20 protein-coding genes are annotated in these 20,484 nt (G+C 61.4%); all 20 read right to left on the bottom strand.

Features of this window, described 5'->3' with window-relative positions; genetic code table 11:
* Window positions 1–7: 7 nt before the first annotated feature.
* Complete coding sequence (locus tag E8M79_RS18195; RefSeq protein ID WP_137153250.1) at window positions 8–1,054, bottom strand: glycosyltransferase family 4 protein; 1,047 nt, start codon at window positions 1,052–1,054, stop codon at window positions 8–10.
* A gap of 80 nt (window positions 1,055–1,134) precedes the next feature.
* A complete protein-coding gene (locus E8M79_RS18190) occupies window positions 1,135–2,085 on the bottom strand; it encodes an SDR family oxidoreductase (RefSeq protein ID WP_137153249.1) in 951 nt (316 codons plus the stop codon).
* Window position 2,086: 1 nt separating this feature from the next.
* Window positions 2,087–2,899 carry a glycosyltransferase family 2 protein gene (locus E8M79_RS18185; protein ID WP_137153248.1) on the bottom strand — a complete coding sequence of 271 codons (813 nt, stop codon included), beginning with the start codon at window positions 2,897–2,899 and terminating at the stop codon, window positions 2,087–2,089.
* Window positions 2,896–4,104 carry a hypothetical protein gene (locus tag E8M79_RS18180; RefSeq protein WP_137153247.1) on the bottom strand — a complete coding sequence of 403 codons (1,209 nt, stop codon included), beginning with the start codon at window positions 4,102–4,104 and terminating at the stop codon, window positions 2,896–2,898. The genes E8M79_RS18185 and E8M79_RS18180 overlap by 4 nt, the downstream gene beginning before the upstream one ends.
* Complete coding sequence (locus E8M79_RS18175; RefSeq protein ID WP_137153246.1) at window positions 4,083–4,754, bottom strand: hypothetical protein; 672 nt, start codon at window positions 4,752–4,754, stop codon at window positions 4,083–4,085. Before E8M79_RS18175 ends, E8M79_RS18180 begins: the two co-directional genes overlap by 22 nt.
* An 11-nt stretch (window positions 4,755–4,765) precedes the next feature.
* Window positions 4,766–5,125 (bottom strand): hypothetical protein, encoded by a 360-nt coding sequence (locus tag E8M79_RS18505; protein ID WP_205747930.1) that lies wholly within the window; start codon window positions 5,123–5,125, stop codon window positions 4,766–4,768.
* A gap of 197 nt (window positions 5,126–5,322) precedes the next feature.
* Window positions 5,323–6,582: a hypothetical protein gene (locus E8M79_RS18165; RefSeq protein ID WP_137153244.1), complete on the bottom strand. Its 1,260-nt coding sequence runs from the start codon at window positions 6,580–6,582 to the stop codon at window positions 5,323–5,325.
* On the bottom strand, window positions 6,557–7,786 hold the full coding sequence (locus E8M79_RS18160) for a hypothetical protein (RefSeq protein WP_137153243.1): 1,230 nt from the start codon (window positions 7,784–7,786) through the stop codon (window positions 6,557–6,559). The genes E8M79_RS18165 and E8M79_RS18160 overlap by 26 nt, the downstream gene beginning before the upstream one ends.
* A gap of 88 nt (window positions 7,787–7,874) precedes the next feature.
* Window positions 7,875–8,726 (bottom strand): hypothetical protein, encoded by an 852-nt coding sequence (locus E8M79_RS18155; protein ID WP_137153242.1) that lies wholly within the window; start codon window positions 8,724–8,726, stop codon window positions 7,875–7,877.
* The gene (locus E8M79_RS18150; protein ID WP_137153241.1) at window positions 8,727–9,263 is read right to left on the bottom strand and encodes a hypothetical protein; all 537 of its coding nucleotides are present in this window, start codon (window positions 9,261–9,263) and stop codon (window positions 8,727–8,729) included.
* Window positions 9,260–10,717 (bottom strand): hypothetical protein, encoded by a 1,458-nt coding sequence (locus E8M79_RS18145; RefSeq protein WP_137153240.1) that lies wholly within the window; start codon window positions 10,715–10,717, stop codon window positions 9,260–9,262. Before E8M79_RS18145 ends, E8M79_RS18150 begins: the two co-directional genes overlap by 4 nt.
* A gap of 64 nt (window positions 10,718–10,781) precedes the next feature.
* On the bottom strand, window positions 10,782–12,995 hold the full coding sequence (locus E8M79_RS18140; protein WP_137153239.1) for a hypothetical protein: 2,214 nt from the start codon (window positions 12,993–12,995) through the stop codon (window positions 10,782–10,784).
* Between the two features lie 32 nt (window positions 12,996–13,027).
* A complete protein-coding gene (locus E8M79_RS18135) occupies window positions 13,028–14,272 on the bottom strand; it encodes an N-acetyl sugar amidotransferase (RefSeq protein WP_137153238.1) in 1,245 nt (414 codons plus the stop codon).
* 2 nt (window positions 14,273–14,274) lie between these two features.
* Window positions 14,275–15,045: a HisA/HisF-related TIM barrel protein gene (locus E8M79_RS18130; RefSeq protein ID WP_171015926.1), complete on the bottom strand. Its 771-nt coding sequence runs from the start codon at window positions 15,043–15,045 to the stop codon at window positions 14,275–14,277.
* Window positions 15,035–15,658: an imidazole glycerol phosphate synthase subunit HisH gene (gene hisH, locus E8M79_RS18125; protein WP_137153236.1), complete on the bottom strand. Its 624-nt coding sequence runs from the start codon at window positions 15,656–15,658 to the stop codon at window positions 15,035–15,037. Before hisH ends, E8M79_RS18130 begins: the two co-directional genes overlap by 11 nt.
* Entirely contained in the window at window positions 15,655–16,785 is a 1,131-nt protein-coding gene (locus E8M79_RS18120; protein ID WP_137153235.1) for an N-acetyl sugar amidotransferase, read from the bottom strand. Before E8M79_RS18120 ends, hisH begins: the two co-directional genes overlap by 4 nt.
* A gap of 6 nt (window positions 16,786–16,791) precedes the next feature.
* A complete protein-coding gene (locus E8M79_RS18110) occupies window positions 16,792–17,676 on the bottom strand; it encodes a hypothetical protein (protein ID WP_137153233.1) in 885 nt (294 codons plus the stop codon).
* A complete protein-coding gene (locus E8M79_RS18105) occupies window positions 17,654–18,187 on the bottom strand; it encodes a GNAT family protein (RefSeq protein ID WP_137153232.1) in 534 nt (177 codons plus the stop codon). The genes E8M79_RS18110 and E8M79_RS18105 overlap by 23 nt, the downstream gene beginning before the upstream one ends.
* Window positions 18,188–18,194: 7 nt before the next feature.
* Window positions 18,195–19,481: a DegT/DnrJ/EryC1/StrS family aminotransferase gene (locus E8M79_RS18100; RefSeq protein WP_137153231.1), complete on the bottom strand. Its 1,287-nt coding sequence runs from the start codon at window positions 19,479–19,481 to the stop codon at window positions 18,195–18,197.
* Window positions 19,474–20,484 (bottom strand): Gfo/Idh/MocA family oxidoreductase, encoded by a 1,011-nt coding sequence (locus tag E8M79_RS18095; RefSeq protein ID WP_137153230.1) that lies wholly within the window; start codon window positions 20,482–20,484, stop codon window positions 19,474–19,476. The genes E8M79_RS18100 and E8M79_RS18095 overlap by 8 nt, the downstream gene beginning before the upstream one ends.

Here is a 20,484-nt window from a genome sequence, read left to right as displayed (position 1 = left end):
GGGCTCGTTAGCGGGGCTTGTTTGCCGTTCCAGCGGTGGTTTCGCGACCTGCCCCGGCCCAGATGCAGAATGCAACAAGCGGAAGATAGCCAACCAGGACCAGGAACCAGCCGGCACTGGCCCAATGCTGTGCCGCAAGCGCCAGTGGAATTGACCAAAGTGCGGTCCACAGGCAGTACACCACAGTGGCGCGTTTGTGGTCCCAGCGGCGTGACAGATGCTGATAGGCATGGCTGCGGTGGGCCCGCCAGGGGCGTTCTCCGCGAGCGGTTCGGCGGAGGAGGGTTATTGTGGCGTCCACAATGAAAGCCGATGGCAGCAAAAGCCAGGCTTGGTAGCCGATCTGGCCTGACGCCAGGGTTGCCAGCGCGATGGCGAAGACGGCCAGCGCAAGAGCATTCGAGCCGGCGTCACCCATGAAGATCTTTGCGGGCGGCCAGTTGCGCACCAGGAAGCCTGCAGTTGCAGCCCCCGTCCCCAGGGCCAGCCAAAATGCCGGTGCCAGCCCGGCGTCGGGATCGTTGGTGTACCAGATCGTCACAGCCCCGAGCAGCACGAGGATAGCGTGCGTACCTGCAATGCCATCAATGCCGTCCATGAAGTTGAAGAGATTCAACCACCAGAGGCCGGCGATGGTGATCACGATCGCCAGCAGCGGTCCCGCAAGGACAAGACTGAAGCCCACATCCAGGCCGGGTAGCGGCCCAGTGGACCAGACAAGCAGTGAGAAAACGATGATCTGCACCGGGAACCGCAGGGCCGGCGACAGATCCATCATATCATCGGTGAAGCCAAGCAGGCCAATGGCCAGTATCAGCCCGGCGACGGCCCAAAACGCGCTGGCGCCGAGAAGTGCCAGCGCTGCTGCGACGATGACGACGGTCACGGCAATCGCAATGCCACCGCCACGGGGTGTCGGCCGGGAGTGCGACGATCGCTCGTTGGGCGGCTGTACCAGCCCGAGCCGGGGCGCGGATCGTTCCACCAGCATGGTTCCGAGCAGTGCGAGCACCCCGGCAGTGATTACGAGGGCAATTCCAACATAAGGCTGCATGCAGTCACCGCATTTGTGGATGTGTCTGGATGGTGTGGCGCCCGGGAGGACATGCGCCCGCTAGAGGTTTGGCATTCCGCCTAACTGGCCAGCGTGAATGCCGCCACCGTCTCCCTCAAGCCGTCCTGGCTGCTCTGCGGCGGGGTCCAGCCCAGAATGTCGCGATTGTGGTCAATGCTGACCTCCAGGGTGCCGAAGAGTCGCTGGTATTGCCCATAGCGTCCCGCCAGCCGCGCGCCCAGCCCGATCAGGGCCGGGGGTACCCAGAACAAACGCGCTGGCTTACCGAGATAGGACCCGATGCTGGTCAGCAACTGTGTGGTCGACAGGCTTTCTGGATCGGCGGCCAGGAAGGTATTGCCTGCGGCCTCGGGCTTGCGCACGCACTGTGCCAACAGGTCGCAGAGATTTGCCACCGAGACGATGCTGCGGCGATTTGAGACGCCAGCCAAAGGCAGGGGAACACCTTTACGGATCCAACGGAGCATGCTCAGGAAATTGCCTTTGACGCCCGGACCATGGACCAGAACTGGTCGAACAATGACAATCTCCATCCCGGTGCGCTGTCCAAGATCTCGAAGCGCCACTTCCGCTTCGGCCTTGGAGAGACCGTATGGGTCCACCGGGGCCGGGCTGTCCTGCACGGTAAACGGTCTGCCAGGGACTGTGCTCTCGCCGTTCACCTTGATCGAGCTGAGAAATATGAACCGCTTGACGCCATCCTGGGCGGCTCGTTCTGCCAGCTGCACTGTGCCTTCGACATTGTATCGGCGGAATTCCGTCAGCGGGTCGGCGGCGCGATCCTGCATGACATGCACCCTTGCCGCGCAGTGGACCACGACGTCGATCCCGGCCAGGCTGGGCAGTTGATCGTCGCCAATGGTCCCCATGGCCAGGAACGGCAGGCCACTTTGTGCTTGCTCGGCCCGGCGGACACCTGCAACGGGGTCAAAACCGTCCCGTTCGCTCAGAAGGCGGAGCAGGTGACTGCCCACGAAGCCGTTTGCGCCAGTGATCAGCACCCTCGCCATATCAGACTCCGCCGCCGAGCAGTCGGATGGGCAGGGCCGACAGGAAATGGGTCGCCGTGAAGAGCGCTGCACCCAGGCCGAGCTTGCGTCCGTTCTCAAAGCGATAGTTCTTGAGCACGTGGTGGTGGCGGCGGACCATCTGCAGCTTCTTACCCGAAATTTGTTGAGGCGACTGGCGATAGCCCATCAGCGGGCGCTGCACCTTGATGCTGTAGCCGAGTCGTTCATGGCATTTCAGCCAGCAATCGAGGTCTTCGCGCGCCTTATAGGCCGGATCCTCGTTGAAAGGCGTGGCGCGCATGAGTTCTGCGTCAACGATAACGCTTGAGGTGGGCGTTTGATATTTGAGCAACTGAGAAAAAAAGCTGATCCGCCTAATGGCAAAGGACTCCACCGGCTTGAAGGTCAACTCGGTCTCGTCGGTGAAATCGGTCATCTGCGTGCTGCAGAAGCGCGCGCCAGACTTTTCCAGGGCTTCGAGCTGAACGCGCAGTTTTTCGGGGTGCCAGATGTCATCGGCATCAAGGAAGGCGATCCATTTACCGCGCGCCTGCTGGATGCCGACATTGCGCGGCCCGGCCGGCGCTCCGTAGTTCCGGGGCAGTCGGATAACCCTGATGCGATCGTCCTGCCGGGCGAATTGTTCGGCAATTTCGGCAGTTCGGTCCTTGGAGTGATCATCCAGGAGCAGCAGTTCGAATGAACTGAAGGTCTGGGCAAGAGCGGAGCGCAGCGTTGCCGCAACGAACTGTTCTGCGTTGTATGCGGGCGTGATGATCGTCACGGCTGGCGAAGAATTTGTGCTGTCGGTCATGCCTGTCTTGCTGCCTTGAAAGCCTTGGCCATCATGTGAAAGCTGTGGTGTTCGCCACCGATGCGGCCGATCACCGAAGCGTCGCACACGCGGATGGGGGCGTTGTGGGTGTTGATACCATGGGGTGCCAGAGCTGCCTCATCGAGCGTGTCGTGCAGGTGGATACCACGAATGAACAGTTCCGGGCGCTGAGAGGCGATCATCTCGGGCAGATCGATTTGCTGCCGAACGGCGTCCGTTGCAGTCCGGATGTGCTCCAGTCTTGGGCTCAGCGCGCCCGTCGAAAGCTCAAGGTCGTATGCACCACGCACAGGGATCTGCGCATAGATGCTCTTGACCGGTGCCCCTGGAAACAGCCCGGTCTTGTTGAAGACGGCTTCCGAGATCAGGCCAAGCGAACGGGCGCGCATGATCTTGGCGACTACACCGCCAGCCGGCAGGCCAAAGGCCGCGCGTTGTTCGATGCCGTGGTCGAGTTGGCGATAGGAAAAGCGCGCGGGCTTTGCGGTGACCAGGGCGGCACTGCTGCTCGCAGCCAACGACGCAAACCAATAGCCTCTCGGCGTTCGCTCAATATCGACCTGCGTCGTGGTGGCCTTGCCGTCGGCGGATGGTCTGGCCTGCCCAAGGTAGCAGATGACGTGGTCAGAGGCCGTTCCATGAAAGCCGGTTGCTGCGCCCAAGGATCGGGCCAGCAGCGCTGGTGTGTCTAGTGCACCGGCACAGATCCAAAGGCGTGCAGCCGCAAAAGCCTCTGAACCCGCCTGCACCGTTACGTCAGCGGACTCCGCAGCAAAGCGATCCGCCGATAGGCTGCGGATCTCCAGGCGCCCGTCGCGTTCCGCCACAAGGCTGGTCCAGTGCTTTCGTGGACGGATCGGACGGCGCGGCACGAACAACCAATGTGTTCCATAGCGGCCGGCAATATCGACGTCAGGATAGAACCGCGTGAAGAGCGTCTCAAACGCATCCCGGCAGTCCGCTGCGAACGGAACGTCGCTGGCGAACGGGATGACGCCATGCCAGAAGTTGCCAAGACCGCCCAGTCCGTGCACCCCGGAGGGGATATTGGTGTGCCGATCATAATAGCGCACCGTCACCGGGTCGGGTTCGCTCAGCACCAATATGCGGCGTTTGGAATCAAGCCCCATGGCCACGGCAAGCCCGCTGAGGCCCGAGCCGATTATGATGTCGTCGTAAGCCATAGGCGATTGCTCAAATACAGGTAGCCATACCAGCGCCATCCGAGCGCGCGCAAAACGATATCGATCGGGCGCAGCAGGCACGGCCAGCCCACGCGGCGTTGCAGCCAGCCATAGCTGGCATGGGCCGTCCGCTCAAGGGGGCCGGAGAATGGCCTGTTGATTGGAGAGAACAGCAGGGTTGCGGCATCAGGATCGTCCGCGAAGCGGGGCTCGACCATGAAATCGGCGATCTCACCAAGGCTGGTGGCTATTGTGGTGCCGCCAGGCAGCTCCGTTTTGTCGCCGTAGACGACGCCGATCGTGACGATCCGGGCGTTGAGCATGCTGCGGCTCAGCACTTCGCATTGACGCTTGATGCGTGGATACTGGTAGCAATTGGTGGCGGCATCGACATTGGCTGTCGCCGTGCTGACATAGACCACGGTAATGCCCGCCGCCGCGCTGAGGCGTTCAAACATGGCCCTGTTGGCCTCAAAATTGCGGGCATAGGCCAACACCCAGACGCGGTCTCCGGGGACGAAAGCAAAGTTGTCGAGTTCGGTATGGCCGATGGCCACAAAGGCCGAGGCAAGGCGCGGATCGGTGCAAAGCGACCGCCATACGGCAGAGTTCTTGCCCAGCACGATATTTCGCCCGCTGCCGGCAGGCATGCTGCCAGGTGTCATGCGGAGGGTACCTCGGACTGGATGATCCGCGCAGGAATGCCAACGGCCGTGGCTCCAGGCGGCACGGAAGCCAACACAACGGCATTGGCGCCGATCGTGCAGCCGCGACCAAGCGTGACCGGACCGAGAACCTTGGCGCCCACGCCGATGGTTGCCCCATCTTCGACAACAGGGCGCTTGCCGGGGTCATACTGGAAGTCTGCAACGCTGGCGCCCAGTGTGACCTGATGGAAGATGGTTACGCCTTCGCCGATGGACGCAGCGCCAAGCACAGTGCCAATGGTATGCGGCAGCACCAGCCCACCACCAATGCTGAGACTTGCGGGGACCTCAAGGCCGAATAGCTGGAAGTTCATCAGGCTCACCAGTTTGGCAAGAGGCCGGAGACGATGCCTGTGCAGCGCGTTGGCAACACGCACGAGAAAGACCGGCATGAATCGGGGGCCCAGGACGTGCCAGGGCCGGAGCTTTCGTTCCGGGCGCCCAGTCAGGTCACACAGATGGGCCCAATCGCGCTGTAGAAGGTCGCCGAAGTGCGGTCTCACCGGTTTGGTCATACTGTCTGGTTCCGCTGCCAATAGAAGATCGCCGCCGCATAGGCCAGCGCGAATTGCGGCGAGGATATGTAGTACTGGAACAGAAACACCAGCGGCACGGCAAAGATGAAAACCCGTGCAAAGGGATCTGCCTTGACCATGACGATGCGCATGGTCGAGATCCAGATGAATGGGAACGCCAGGACACCGGCCTGAAACAACAGCACCCCGTAGCCGCTGGGCACGCCGGTGCCGCTGATGTCCATCAGGAATGTGAACCGCTCCAGCAGGGAGGGGCGGGCGTCGGTCCAGGTCTGGGCCGCCAGACCCTGCGGAAAGAAGCTGGATTCCAAAGCGTTCAGCAAACCGGCCACGGCGCCACCGAGCCGCATGTTGGTGCTGTAGTCCTCGGTGACCAGAATGGTGGGATTGCTCAGCAGCCGACCCAGCAAGGTCAAAATGCGGTTCTCGCCACCCATGTTCAGCAGGGCGTTGCCGACCCCCAGCATGATAGAACTGAGCAGCAGTGTGAAACCCAGAACCACAATTCGGGGCCTGTACACGGTCAAAGTGACCGCGATGGCCAGCGTCAGCACCAGCGCCCCGTTGGCTGAGCGTGCCAGCAGAAGAACACTGATCGTAGCGAGCACAATGGTCCAGCGCGGCTGCCGAAGCAGCATCGCGCATCCGCCCAGCAGGATCATGTGAAAAGCGTGGTGGGTGGGCTCTGGCGCGAGGCCGATCACGCCACGTCCGGATGCGGCAATATCTTTGGCAAGACTACCCCATTCGCCGAGCAGCGGCGTCATGAAGCTGGGGTCGAGAAGCGCCTGTGTCATGCCGATCCAGAACCAGATCAGTATCGACACTGAAACGACCTGCCCGACCAGCCGCCGATCCCACTCGAGCAGCGTGAAACAGGCCATCGTCAGGATCATCGGGCTGACGTAGTTCAGCAGGTATTTGTATTCCTGGACATTGCGGAACGGTGCGCAGGTGAGCAGGAACAGGGCGATGCCCAGAACGGCAAACGAGATCAGCAGCACCGAGTCTGGCCAGGGCATGTTGCGGACGCTGGAGGCACGCGAGACCACCAGGATCAACACGCCCAGGATCATGGCATAGGGCTGTGTGTAGCTTCCCAGCGGAACCAGTTGCACATAGGGAAAAGCGATAGACAGAACGGTCAGCACCAGCAGCGCCGTGCGCGCTACCGACAGCCAAGGCGCCCGCTGCAGATCGGCAGCCGGATCACTCGCTTGCAACGCGTGGGTCATTCATCATTCTCCAGAGAATTGCTGCATGCAAAGTACGCGCTACAAGCACTGCCAGGATGAACCACTCCAGCGCAAAACCAAAATACCAGGCAGCGCCAAACAGACCAGTCATTGTTGCAGTTGCAATGGCGCTGGCGAGCAGAACGTCCTTTTCTCGATCGTGGGCTATAAGATGAAACTCAAGCAGACTGAATATCTGCATGAAGCAGACACCGCCGCCAAACACAATGGCCAGCCAGGAGATCTGGTAGCGCTCGAAGAACCCAGAGGGAAGATCAAGTGCCCTGGCGGTCAACATAGCGCAGGCCACCGCGATCGAGAGCGCCGCCATCCCCAGGACCGGCTTTCGCACGCTCTCAATGCGCCCTGAGCCGAGGGCATTGGTGCGCGCGGACTTGATCACCCGTGGGCCGGCCCGCTGCGCGAAGATGTTGATCACCAACTGTCCGACCTGGAACATCAGAGCGACAATGCCATAGGAACCCGCTGCCGCGGCGCCCAGTATCAGGTTGATCGCGCCGCGGTCGAGCAATTGGGTCGATGAGGACAGCAGATAGGCCAGATAGAGCTTGCCGCCGCCGGTCTTGCTTGCTGTCTCCGGCTGCAGTTCGATGGCCTGAGCGTCGACATGCTCGGCAAACAAGAGGCGGATGCTGACGATCGCATACAGCAACGAGGCAGCTGCGGCCACGAGGTCCCCAAGCATGGCGCCGTTCCAGCCGAAAAACCAGCCACCCAGACAGGCCAGGATGATCGCGGTGCTGTTCCTGACCAGGTTGAACGCCTGCAGGACATTGGCGTTTTCTGCGGCACGCAGCAGCGATGCCGCGAGAGCCAGATAGGCTGAGCAAAGACCGATCCCGCCCGCGACGACTGCGGTGATGATCGGGTTGTCGAGCTTGAAAACCACCATCGCGACGGCGCCGACGACCGTGGCCAAGGCAAAGCGGATGCCCAGCTTGGCCGCAATGACCTTGACGCTATCGGTGATCCGCGCGTAGTCGCGGCTCAGCCACAGACGAGGGTAGTATTTGGTGGTGCCCTCAATCTGGCCGAAGCTGAGCAAAGTTCCGCTCAGCACGGCGATGCCAATTACTGAGACATAGCTCCCCAGATTGGCGGGCGTCATGATTTGGGCAAGGGCCAGGACCTTGGAGAAACCAAGGCCGGATGCAAAGAGCATCCAGAAAAAATACCGCTTCACGCCATTTGCCAGTTGTGGATGTGTCGACGCTGGTGGGAAGACACCAGGCGCGGGCTTGGCCCAGAATGCGCCTGATGTCCTGTGTCGGTCAATTCAGCCGCACGATATTGCGGAGGAAGCGCGGGTTGAGGTCTGGACGCAACTGAGCCGCGACCTGGACGAGACGCTCGGCATTGTCCAGAATCTGCGAGTTCGCCGGAACAAAGGGTGTGACGGTGTTGAAGGTCACGAAGATGGCAAAGCGCGGCTCGGATGTGCAGCGGCTGCCATAGTGATAGCAAACGGCCGGGTCGACGAAGACCGATTCACCGGCCTTTCCATAGAAAGTGCGGACTTCCCCATTGCCCAGTTCGGCCTTGAGCTCGTCGTCGGCCAAGCGCCGAATGGTGATGGATTTGCGGATCTTCTTGGTGTCGTTCTTATCGACGAAGACGAATGGGCCCTTGTCGTCGGTGAGAACGTCATTGAGATAGATGACGCAATGGAAGGACTTCCGGTCGCCATAGTCCTTGTGCCAGAACTGGCTCTCGCGCAGCTTCTCGGTCGGGTAGGAATACAGAACCTGGATGCTGTCCAGCGTCAGTCGGCCGCCAAAGTAGTCGATGGCCGGATCGAGAACTTCCTGTGAAAATGCGACCTTCATCAACGGGCTATCGACAGTGAAGTCTTCCGGTTTGACCAGGTTCACGAACGGTGCGCCGCGATCCTTGGGGACGACGGTCTTGCCACGCGGAACGTAGATCTCGCGGAGCGCTGCGACCGTCTCTGCATCAAGCGTCGGGCCGGCATGATAGCCCTGTTCGTCAAGTATGCCCGTGGTCTTGCTCACACCAGCTCGCTGCGCACCAGCGTTCTTGCCGTATTCCATAAGCATGGTCGCATAGCGGACCGGGATCAGCCGCCAGCGGATGAAACTTCCGATGTCACGTAGACTGGTCACTTAGTGTTCCTTTGCATCACTGGATTGGACCCATTCATCAGATGCCTGGTCCTTAACGCGGCGAACCGGGACTCCGACATAGATGCCCGGCTCAGAGATCGACTTGTTCACCAGCGACATCGCCCCGATGATGACGTTGTCGCAAATATCGATCGGTCCGACGACGACCGAACCTGCTCCGATTACCACATTATCACCAAAACGAAAGACGGTTCTGGAACTGTGGCGTTCAAGATAGGTCGGATCGGATGGGCTGCGCGCGACCAGGGAAACGCCCGCCATAATGGCGACTCGCCCGGAAGAGACCACACCATTACCACCCAGCAATATGCCGTTGGGGTGGCTGATCGACAGGCGTCTGATATCGATCGAGGATGACAGCATGTCGACGCCATAGGCGATCAGGATCAGGCGATCCAGGATCATCGAGATGGCACGACCGACCAGGGGGACGCGAAACCAGAAGAAGCGGGATATGCGGATGTGTCCGCGTATCTGGCTTTCAATCATCCAGAGCTTTTTAAGCAACTGCTTCATGCAGCCCGCCTTGCAAGGCGCTCTGCCCGGATGGCTCCGGCGAGGGCCTGCAGGTTCTCTTGGGTGAACAGGATATCGGAAGGCTGCGGATCGCCGCGGTAGGCGTTTCGCCCGAAGGTGATCAGCTCAGCGATATTGGATGCTGCGTTGTCGCTGGGCTCATAAGTGTCGGCGCTGTTGAGCGCTTTGGCCATTTCGGCATGGGACGACACTGCGATTGCGCCGGTGAAGCTGCGGTAGAAGACCCGCCCGGCAACAATGACCTTTCGCCCCAAAAGCAGAGCGTCCATGCCCATGCTGCTTGAAATGCTCACTACGGCGCTGGCGCGCTTGATCAGTTCGCGCCCGCTCTGCCGCCCGTTGATAAACCGCAGGTTGCCATATTTTGCCCGCAGGGCGCGCCAGGGCTTCTCGCCCAAGGCGCCGAACTGGTTGGGATGTTCCTTGACCCAGAGCAAGCAATCGCTTGGCAGGGCGCGCAGGATGGTCTCAACAAAGGACACCTGGCTGACAATCTCCGGCGCGAAATAGATCAGCGACGCTTCGGGCTCATATTGCAGCGGATAGACGACATTGGTCGCCGAGAAGCCCTCGGGCAGTGCGTCATAGACATAAGACGGTGTGAGCAGGTAGCGCATATAGGCGCGATGCTCGGACACCGATCCGGCCGTCATGTAATCGCCGCGGAGCGGGAAGGTCAGACGCTTGAGGTGCGCGCGCATCATGCGGGCAAACTGCAGACCAATGCTGGCGAGACCTGGACGCAGCACCAGCGGCCGCTCGCCCTTGCGCTGGCTGAGATAGTCCAACTGGGGCTTGCTGGCCTTGCTGGCGAAGGCATGGTGATAGGCCGGCCCGGCGCGGTCGCCGATCACGCCATGGACATAGGACTCAACGGTCTTGGCCAGCTCCTCGGTGGTGTTGGGCGCACCAGCGATCGGCGTGGGCACGGCGATATTGGTTGCATCTGCGAAATAGAAATAGTCAGGGAAATAGGTATTGGCCCAGAGCAGCGGACGCGTGCCGGTCTTGCGGCAAAAATAGAAGACGATGTGTGTGATAAAGATGGCTACCGGCTCACTCACGAAGGCGTCGTATTGCCGCTCGGCAAACAGCGCAGCGACAGCGTCAAAGACGATGCGGGCCGTCTTTTCGCGCTTCTTTGCCGGCAGATCGGGCAGATTGCGATCCGAATAGAGGGCCGACCAACCAAAGCCTGTCACCTCGCGGAAATCATCGGGTTCGCGCCATTCGGCAGGCTGGATTGTGCTGAAATGCTTGCGCACCACGGCTTCCAGGTTGAGCACCACGGTGCCGCCTGCAGCCTTGACCGCACGTTCTTCCGCATCGCTCTGGACGATATGAAAGTAGCGCGCTTCCGGGTCCAGCTTGCCCAGCCTGGGGAGCAGGTTGGACAGGTATGATCGGGACAGGCAAAGGACGTTGGCGGTCATAATCTCATTCCTGGGCGGTTCGGCTGCATATGCACGGTTTGTGCGCACCGTTCAACCTGAGCCCTCACTGGTCTTCCTGGAGGACCTGCAGATCAAATAGCACGAAGTAAGGTGCCATCCATGGCGGCTCTATCGGTGTCTGGGCGGCAGTGAAGGTGATCGAGAACGACCCCTGTGTTCTGATCGGCAGCACATAGCGATTGTGAATAAAGTAGGACTGGGCGGGCGCATTGAAGGTACCATCCTGGGTGGTAATTTCTATGGTCTCCGGCTTGCGGTCGCCGAGTGGATGGTCGGAAAATTCGACGCTGAAGACTCTCTTCCTCTCGGCATTGGGAAAGCTGAGCGTCAACGGCTGGTCCATTTCTGTTCCATCGGCTGGCCAGGCGGCCATGACCTGGGTGACGTCGGCCGGCCAAGGCACTTCGGCCACACGGAACTGGTCAGGCCAGCTCTTGGCGACGAATTTCCACGGCACATGGGCCAGGGGCGTATCGACAGGGTCATGCGCGCCAAAGGTTAAGACATGTGCGGGGCCGATGGCTGCCAGGCCCGTCTGGGTCAGCGCCAAGCCGTAGCCGCCATCGAGCTCACGATAGATGCGGCCAGATTGACGTACAATAGACAACCGTTCTCCCGCTGGCATAGCGCGCGGCAGAAAGATGATATCGCGGCCGGACAGTTCGCTCATTGCCGGGGCGAACTTTAGATCGCGACCAAGATAGGCCGTCATCATGGGGAACTGGTAGGTCTCCGTCTCGCCAAACGGACTACGTGCGATAGCGTCGGGTTGTGGAACCAAAAAGCCAATCGAGACTGCCGCTTCGGTTGGCACGACGCTGCGGAAGAAGGCGACAGCTTCAATGGCGATCTCGCCCCAGCCGTAACGCGGGTTCACCACATCCTGGAGCTGGTTGGCCAGGAATGCCGCCAGACAGACGAAGGCCGTGCCGCTGAACAAAATCGCGGATCCCCACCAGCGACGGCTTTGCGCTCGCCAATCGGAGAAGGCCAAGGCAAAGAACGTCAGCGTTGGCGGCAGCAGGAAGTAGACCAGCTTGCGCAGCAGAGTCCCCTCGTTGAACCGGCTGCCGCCCTCCAGCAGCACGGCCGATGCGACGATGAGCACTGTAACGATCGTCAGCAAGACCAAAGGGGCAATCAGTCGCCGCCGCATGTCTGGGCTTTGTTGCAATGCAAATGACACCGCTGGCAGGGCGAGGCACAGGGCAAGAAAGGCCATCACGCCGCGTTGCAGGAGCTGCGCTACGTCCAACTGGGCCATTGATAGCAGAAGTTGCTGCCCAACCGCGATGCCGCCGATTTGCGCAAAACTCAGGCCCGCGACAAGCAAACCGATGGCGGCAATTGCCGCGGGCGCTGCGAACCGCATGTCGATCCGTCGGGCTTTGCCAAGCTCGCCGATCCGCCAGAGTCCGAGCATGGCCACAAAGGGAGCCAGGATGACGCCGTCGCGCTTGGCCAGGACAAGAAACAGCAGCAGTACCGCCAGCAGCTTACCGCTGTGGACGCGCGGCTGGGCAAGTTGCGCAGCAATGACGGCAAGGGTGAGCCCGACATAGATGTGAGGTCGAAATGCAAAAGCGCTGTCGACGAGGTAGAGGCACAGGGCGGCCGTCATCATGAGCAGGATCGGCCAGGCAACACGCAGCCGATCAAGTGTCAGCACCAGATAGCCGGCCAGCAACAGCACAACCAGTTTGGACAGGACGCCGGTCTGCGTGCCGAACCAGACCACTTCCAGCCCGTCCAGCGTCAAAGAGGTGGTCTGATCGAACAGGAACCAGCCGCTGGGATCAAACTGCTTGAACCATGGCGAGAAGGCCGTGCCTGAGCGTGCCAGTTCGAGGGAGCGCATCGACGCATGGAAGTAGTCGTAGTGCATGAAGGCGGTGGGCGAGGCATTGGCCGCCAGATAGGTCGCAGCGAGCAGGGCGACGAGCCACAGGGCCAGCCGTCCGTCGGGCCTGTCGGGAAGAACGCGGTGCTTGACCGGGATGAGGTTGAGCACTGCCAAGCATGCCAGCACCGCGGCAATCTGGAGCTTGGCAAACGGCCATGGCGCTGCGGCGAGCAGCACGGTGACACCAAGGCCGACCAGAATGGCCAGAATGATTGCAGCAAAGCCGCACTCCAGGCGCCGTGCCAAGGGTAGGCCCGCCAGGAGCAGCAAGACAATCAGGGCGACAGCATTGCCAAAGAAGACAGGATTGACGACCTGCGAGAGCGCGGAGAAGCTTATGCCGCTGACGTCCATTTATGCTCCCGCCCCGTTCGTGCCGACCGGCCTCAGGGGTATCCCTTGCCAACCACGATGTATTTGTCGTCGCGGTCCAGGTTCAGCGTGTCGGTCGCCTGGAATTGGACATCCTTGCGGGCCGGGGCCGGGTTGGCGGCAGCGTCCGGCTGCGCCAGTGTGCTCCAACCGTGGAAGGCCCATTGGCCGGGCCGCTCCTCAGTCCAGTACAGCGGATTACGATGCTCGTTCATGATGAACTGCAGTCCACGCGCGTCGACACCCAGCCATTCGCAGAACTTGTCAGTGTGGCGCAGCGGGGCCTGCTCATGCTTGCGCACGAGCGCTATCCCCTGCTCCCGCGTGAGGCGGCCATGGCGGATCTCGCGGCTGGCGTGATCTGTCACCTTGGAATAGCCGTGCTTGTACAGCTTGAGGATGTCGTGGATGTCCATGAAGTTGTAGCAGTCGACATGGTCGTAGCAGTCGAAGGTGCGGTCGAAGGCGGCGCTCTGGTAGCCGTGCGTTTCGATCATCTGTTCGTGCTGGGCCTTGGGGTCCCAGCGGACATAATTGCCAAGGTAGATGCCCCGCACGCCACCGGCGGCCAGATCAGCATCGCCGGGGTAGCGATACTGGACGACGTCATCGCCCTTGAGGGTGTCGAAGATCGAGAGCAGATCATCGGCCTCACGCGCCATCAGGTCATGGTCCACGCGATAGCGGCGGGTCATCTCGACCTCGTGCTCGTGGCTGAACATGCCGACCTGTTCGAGACCCTGGTGCGCACCCCAGATGATCAGCGGAACCTTGTAGCGTACCGCCGTCTGCACGGGAAACACGGTCTGACCGGCCAGGGCCGGCCAATACATGCTGCCAAATTGGCGCAGTGTGGTCCGCGTGATGGCTTTCACCGAGACCGGATTCACGTTCTGAACCAGAATGTCGCAGTTGAACCGGATGCGCAGATTGGCAAGGTTTCGAATACCGAGCGGCGTATTGAAGTATTTGTTGTAGGTCACCAGCAGCGGGTTGAGACCCAGCCGTTCCTTGACCAGATGCACGATGAAATAGGAGTCATTGGCCCCGGTCACCGGCACGATGCAGTCGTAGTTCGCACCGGACAGATTCCGATAGGGCTCGACCAGCGCTTCAAGCTTGCGCCAGCGGGCGTCCCAGTCCAGCCGGTCCTTTTCCTCGTGAATCCGGCATCCAGAACAAATCCCGTCCTCGTCGATCACCAGGCCAAGCGGATGGCTGGAGCGGTATAGGCAACGGCGGCAGCATGTGTCGGCCATAATCAGTGGTCAATCCTGCGTTCATGGGATGGAGCACGGATCGGCAGGTCGCCGAGTGCCTTCTTGAGGTGGCGGATCGTGTGCTCCTGGTAGTTCAGGGAGTTGCCGACCGCAGCTGCCACCACAGGCTTCCGGCTCAGGACGGCGCGCAGCTGGTCGGGTCCAGCCAGCCCGCCAAAGGCGATCAGCGGGATATCGGCGAGCGGGAAGGCATCGAGAATCCGCGTATCAAACGCCCGGCCGCCATCATTGCGCCAATCGATGGTCATGACCTCCGAGACGATGCGCTTGCGGATCAGCTCGAGCAGTGTGTCGGGCAGGGCAGACAGCGCTCCGGTCCGATAATTGCGGTGCATCAGGCCCGTTGGCTCCACCGATAACGGCAGGGCGGCAATGATGGCTTGAGCGCCTAGATGGGCCTCGATTTCATGGACATGAGACGGGTCGTCGCTGAGCATGGCGTCAATGGCGATCCGGTCGGCTCCGGCATGCACAGCCGCCACGCCCTGCTGGGCGGTGTGGATGCCACCGAGGTAAATCAGCGGCGTCGACAAGCCCTTCTGCGCCACGCGCTCAATCAGGCCAATGTCCGGGCCAGCCATGGCGGTGCTACGGTCAATGCACTGCAGCACGATCTCGTCAGCGCCCCAGCGATCCAGGTTCTTGGCCAAAATCTCCGGGCGCCCCAGAGGCAGATAGCGGCTGTAGCCCATGGACTGGACCGCCCAACCGTCCTTGACGGTAATGACGCCCACTATGCGTTTACGCAGCACGGCAGAGCCCCTCGATAACGTCGGACAGCAGCTGCAAGCCTGCAGTCTGGCTCTTTTCCGGATGGAATTGCAGGCCCACAGTATTCTCCCGCCGGATAGCCACCGGGAACGGCGTCATGCCCTGGTCGATGCGGGCAACGCCGATGACATATTCCGGGGACGTCCTGAGCACAAAGGAGTGGTTGAAATAGACAACGCGTCCGTCGCTTGGCTTGACCAAGGGATCGCTTGAGGCGGCCTCGAGCGTGTTCCAGCCAATATGCCAATCGGCGTTTTCGAGCGCGGTCACATAGCCCGGAATGATGCCAAGTCCGGATGTCTCCCGGATCTCGTCCGACCGGTCGGCCAAGAGCTGCATGCCCAAGCAGATGCCGACGAGTGGCTGGCCGGACTGCGCGCGTTCCTGGAGAAACCCGACCATGTCATGGGCATGCAGCGCCGCCATAGCCGTGGGGAAGGCGCCCACGCCGGGCAGCAGAATGAGGTCGCTCGCCGCAAGTGTGTCGGGGTTTGACGTGGTCTGGCAACGGTACCCCAGAGCCGAGAGCGAACGCTCCAGCGAACCAATATTGCCTACGCCATAGTCGACTATGCCGATCGTCCGTCGCTTCATAGGCCGACACCCACCTGGAACTTGCGCGTGATGGTGCCATCCGCGTGCAGATCGAACAGATTGCGATTGAGAGAACGGTGAACTTGAGCCCAAAATTCGTCGACCGAAATCTCGATGTACTCGCAGAACTTGGCGATGTATTCGGGCGAACAGGCGTCGTCGTATTTCTCAACGAGGCGGATTCCGTCGTCGCGCTTGAGGCGACCCAAGCGAATTTCCTCGTTCACATAGTCTGTCACCCGGCCAAAGCCGAACTTATAATACTTGATCATCTGATTGAGCGTCACCCAATCCTCGTCGAGCGAGGTGACGCCGCGCAGGTCACCGGTATTGTCGACGGTGTCGGAGCGCACCTTCAGGCCCCGCCCCGCCGAATACATGCCATTGTTGACAAGTGACCAGTCGCCCAGGAACCAGCCGAGATAGATGATCTGGAGGTCGTGCTCTTCGAACTCTTCCGGCGCCGGATAGCGGTAGGAAAGGAGTTCGGCATTGGTCGCACCCGCTTCGATCATCCAGTCGGCGGCCCCGCCAGACAGGGTGTTCATGTAGCGCAGATTGTTGCCGTCATAGCCGGTTTTGCCGAGTGTCTTAAGGTCGCCCAGCTGTAGGCCGGGATTTTCGCCCCACAAGATCAGAGGAATCCGATAGCGAATGGCAAGTTGCGGGACCGAACTGAACAGCGCCAGCTCTGTCGACTTGGCCCAGTTGGTGAACCGCAGGAAGGACTCGCGCATGAGCCTGCGCCAGGTCGCTGGGGCCGGGGCAGACATGACCATGTCAAACCCGAGTTCGATCAGGTTCGAGATGTTGTCGACGCCACGCTCCGTGACCTGTTCGGGGGGGTAGGTGAGGCATGCAAGAAGCGGCTTGAGGCCAAGATTGTCCCGCACCCATAGCGCCTGGCGCATGCTATCCTTGCCGCCGCTGACCCCGATGATGCAGTCGAACGCCTGGTCACCCCGCTTTGGCCGTGCCGCCAGCACGTCCTGGAGGATCTCGTAGCGCTCCTGCCAGTCCACATGCTTTAGGCGGGAGTAGTATTCGCAGGCCGGGCAGATGCCTTCGGGCAGGAACTGGGTGTTCGGGCGCGTATCGGGTTGCAGGCATTGCTTGCAGTACTTCACAGGTGCCTACTCCATCGCCTGGATGTGGATGATGCGGTCATGAGGCAGCCGGCAGGGCGGCGCATGGGGCGGCAAAGTGCAGAACACCGGTCGTCCTGTCTCCAGCGCTAACGCAAGTGCGAATGACTCACAACCGGCAACCCAGCGTGAATCGCCGATTGCTTCTGAAATACCAGCTGACAGGTCCAGAGAGATCCCCATGTTGGCATGCTTGCTGATCCAGTCGTCATATTTCCCCGGCGGATCAGATGGATGGGGGCGCAGGCTGATCTCTGTTCTGCTTGGCAGTCCGAGTGTCGGCAGACGCTCCACAAAGTAGTCGAGCGCCTGGAATTCTCCGGGGCTATCCTTGCCCCAGGTCGATCGTGCCGGTTCCAGGACATAGAGCAGCCTGTTGGGCGTCCCGGCGCTGACAGGCGCGACGCTGGCCAGTTGCTCAAGGGCGTAGAAATTGGCGACCTGGTCTATGCGGGCGGCGTCAAAGTGCTTCCGGGCTTCGGCCAATGCGAAGCGGTCGGTGACCCACCAGCGATCTGGCAGCACCTCGTGCCCGTCGCGGACAAAGCGTTGCGGGTAGTTCACCCAGTGGTCCAGCACGGCAATGGAGCGAATGCTACGCTCCCTGGCCAGGGCGCGGGCCCGATGTTCGAGGTCGCTGGCCCATCCGGTGCCACTCAACAGTGTCGCCGCCCCGTCGAGAGCCGCCTCGAGGTTGGGCACGTTGCGGGGGTGGCCTACTGCGGCCGCGATGCGGTCAGCGGGGCCTTCGGTCCAGATGCGCACGCCATCTGCAGCCTCGCCGATGGCGTGCAGGATGATGTTGGCCGCTCCGGCATCGTGACACACGATGGCGAGCGGACGTGGCAGGTCATCGATCGGTGAAGCGCGCATAGTAGACGATGTCCTGAGGCTGACCCTCGACGATTTCCTGTGCGACCCGGCGGGCCTCCAGGGTCATGCCCGAGCGTTGCATGAGCCTTTGCATGCCAATATTGCCTTCGAGCGTACCGGCGGTAATCTTGCGAATATCGGCGCGATCCGCCAACCATGCCAGCAGGGTATTCCATGCATCCTGGCCATAGCCCTGTCCCCAGACCTCGGGCGCGCCGACCATGATGCCCACATCAACGGTTTGGTGCGGAAGGCTGACATAGGCGGTCATGGTGCCGATGGCCTTGTCATCGGCGCGGCGCCGGATGGACACGAAGTGGTTGGCACTGTGCTGGAAGCTGGCCAGGTAGGCCGCGCAACTTTCGGCGTCATGGCGCCGAAAGCGTTGATTGCTGAAACGCACCACCCGCGGATCGTTCAGCCAGCCAATGTACTGGTCGGTAATGTCTTCTGCCCCGAATGGGCGCAAGGTGACCAGCTTACCGACTAATACAGGTGCGTTGGCGGGCATGTGGAGATCAATGCGCCTTTAGTGCGTCGAGATTGCCCCAGACCTTGTGGAAGGCCGCGACCAGCTTGTCTATGTCCGAATCGCCATATTCGCCCATGCACAGGTTAAGTCCGAGGAAGGTGCGGGCATGCAGATCCTCGGCAACCGGGCAGATGCCGCGCGAATAGTCGATGTCGCGCGAAACAAAGGGCTGGTTCCACGGGAAGCCCTTGGAGCCATAGGCGATCTTGTGCTGGAACAGCGGATAGAGGTGCACATTCTGGTAGCCCGCCATCAGCCACGGCACGCCTTCGGCGCGCAGGGCCTCGACGAGGCGTTCACGCGAGACGCCCAGGGCATCGATATCCAGGGTCATGCCATAGACATAGTACACATTGGTATTGCCCGGGGCGGTGACCGGTGGGGTCAGGCCTGGCAGGTCGGCAATGCCGCGGGTGAAGGCCTCTGCGGCCTTCTGGCGGCTGGCGACGCGCGCGGCCAGCTTGTCGAGCTGGACCGAGGCAATGGCGGCTTCGATCTCGCCCATGCGGAAGTTGTAGCCGAGCATGTTGTTCAGCTCGGCCGGATCGGACGAGCGGATCACGGCCTCGGCGTGGTTGCGGATCAGGCGCATGCGGTCAGCGAGCCGATCGTCTTCGGTAACGATGATGCCGCCTTCGCCGGAATGGATATGCTTGTGGTAGTTCAGGCTATAGCCGCCGATGTCGGCCAGCGTGCCGGCGTATTTGTTGTCCTGCAGCGCGCCAGGCGCCTGGGCGGTGTCGCTGAGCAGCTTGATCCCATGCTTGTCGGCAATGGCGCGCAGGGCGCGCATATCGGCTGACTGACCGAAGATGTCGACAGCCATGATGGCGCGGGTGCGGGGGGAGATCAGCTTTTCGACGCTGGCCGGATCGATATTGAATGTTACCGGGTCGATGTCGGCAAAGACCGGGATGCCGTTGAAGTGCAGGATTGCCGTGGCCGTCGCCGCCATTGTCCAGGGCGTGGTGATGATTTCGTCGCCCGGTTCGATGCCAATGGCGCCGACGGCAGCGATGAGGCCAGAAGTCCAGGAGTTGACGGCAACAACATTGCGAACGCCAAAATACTTGGCAGCCTTGGCCTCGAACGCCTTGACGTGTGGGCCGCCCATGAAGCCTTCGCCCGGCGCGCCGATATAGGCGGACAAAACGCCCGAGCGGATGACTGCACTGGCTGCCGCGACCTCGTCCTCGCCAATGCTATGGAACGGTTCAAGCGGCGCGGCGATCGTGGGCGTGCCGCCAAACAGTGCAAGGGTGTCGTTACTCATCGTTCTCTTCCTCTGCCGGCTGTGCGGCACGTGCTCGAATTTCAGCACAATGGCGTTGGGCCGCCAAGGCTGAAACACCCGTGCTGCGCACGGGCGATCCTGTGGTTGCTGCGTCGTAGATGTCGGCCACTGCGTTCAGCATGGCCAATTGGTACTCGCCCGTTACCTGCGCGCCTGCATCGAGGGCCTTGTAACCGGCGAATGTCGGGCTGTCGATGACGCGACGGTAGCGCCATTGATTGCCGCCGTCCTCCATGGTGATCAGGCCCATTTCGGTGGTGAGGGTGAGTTCAAAGGTTGCATAATCCCTGGCGTCGCCCACCGCCAGCAGCACCGGCACGCCGGCTGCGCTGACGAGAGCTGCTGGGATAGTTGGGTCGTCCGGCCAGAAGTCGCTCACTGGGACGCCGGCCCATTGCACCGTGAGGGGGCCCAGGAGGAATTCGAGGAGATCCAGCATGTGCCCGCCGTTGTTGAGCACACCCTTGGTGTAGCGTGCGGCGGCGGATCGAACGAGGCCCCAGGAACCGGACTGGAGTTCGGCACGCAGGCGCCAGACATCGGGCGCCCAACGGCGGGAGTGATTGATCGCCAGCACGATGCCGGCTGCATTGCACTGGGCTACGGCGTGCTCGGACGCCGCCAGGGATGGCGTCATCGGCTTCTCGCAGAAGATCGCCCGCGGACGCAGGGCAATGGCCGCTTCAAGGTCGTCAGCATGCGCGCTGGTGGGCGAGCAGATGCTGATGACGTCGAACTGGCCGGTCCGGCCCTGCAGTGCGTGGGTCGATGCATAGCCCTCGGGCACCTGCCAATGGTCCATGAAGGCCGACCTGCGCGCAGGGTCGGTCTCCACGCAGGTGGTGACTCGGAACCGACCGTCACGACGATAGGCTCCGGCATGGGACAGTGGCAAGGCATCGGCCGGTCGGCCGACGTCAAAGCCGCCAGCAATGTTGCCGCAGCCGATGATCAGAACCGACAATTGCCCCCGTTGGGTCAT

The sequence above is a fragment of the Devosia sp. FKR38 genome (assembly GCF_005222805.1).
In the GTDB taxonomy this organism is placed as follows: Bacteria; Pseudomonadota; Alphaproteobacteria; order Rhizobiales; family Devosiaceae; genus Devosia.
The sequence above is the reverse complement of the archived record's forward strand: the minus strand, read 5'-3'. Positions and strand labels throughout refer to the sequence as shown.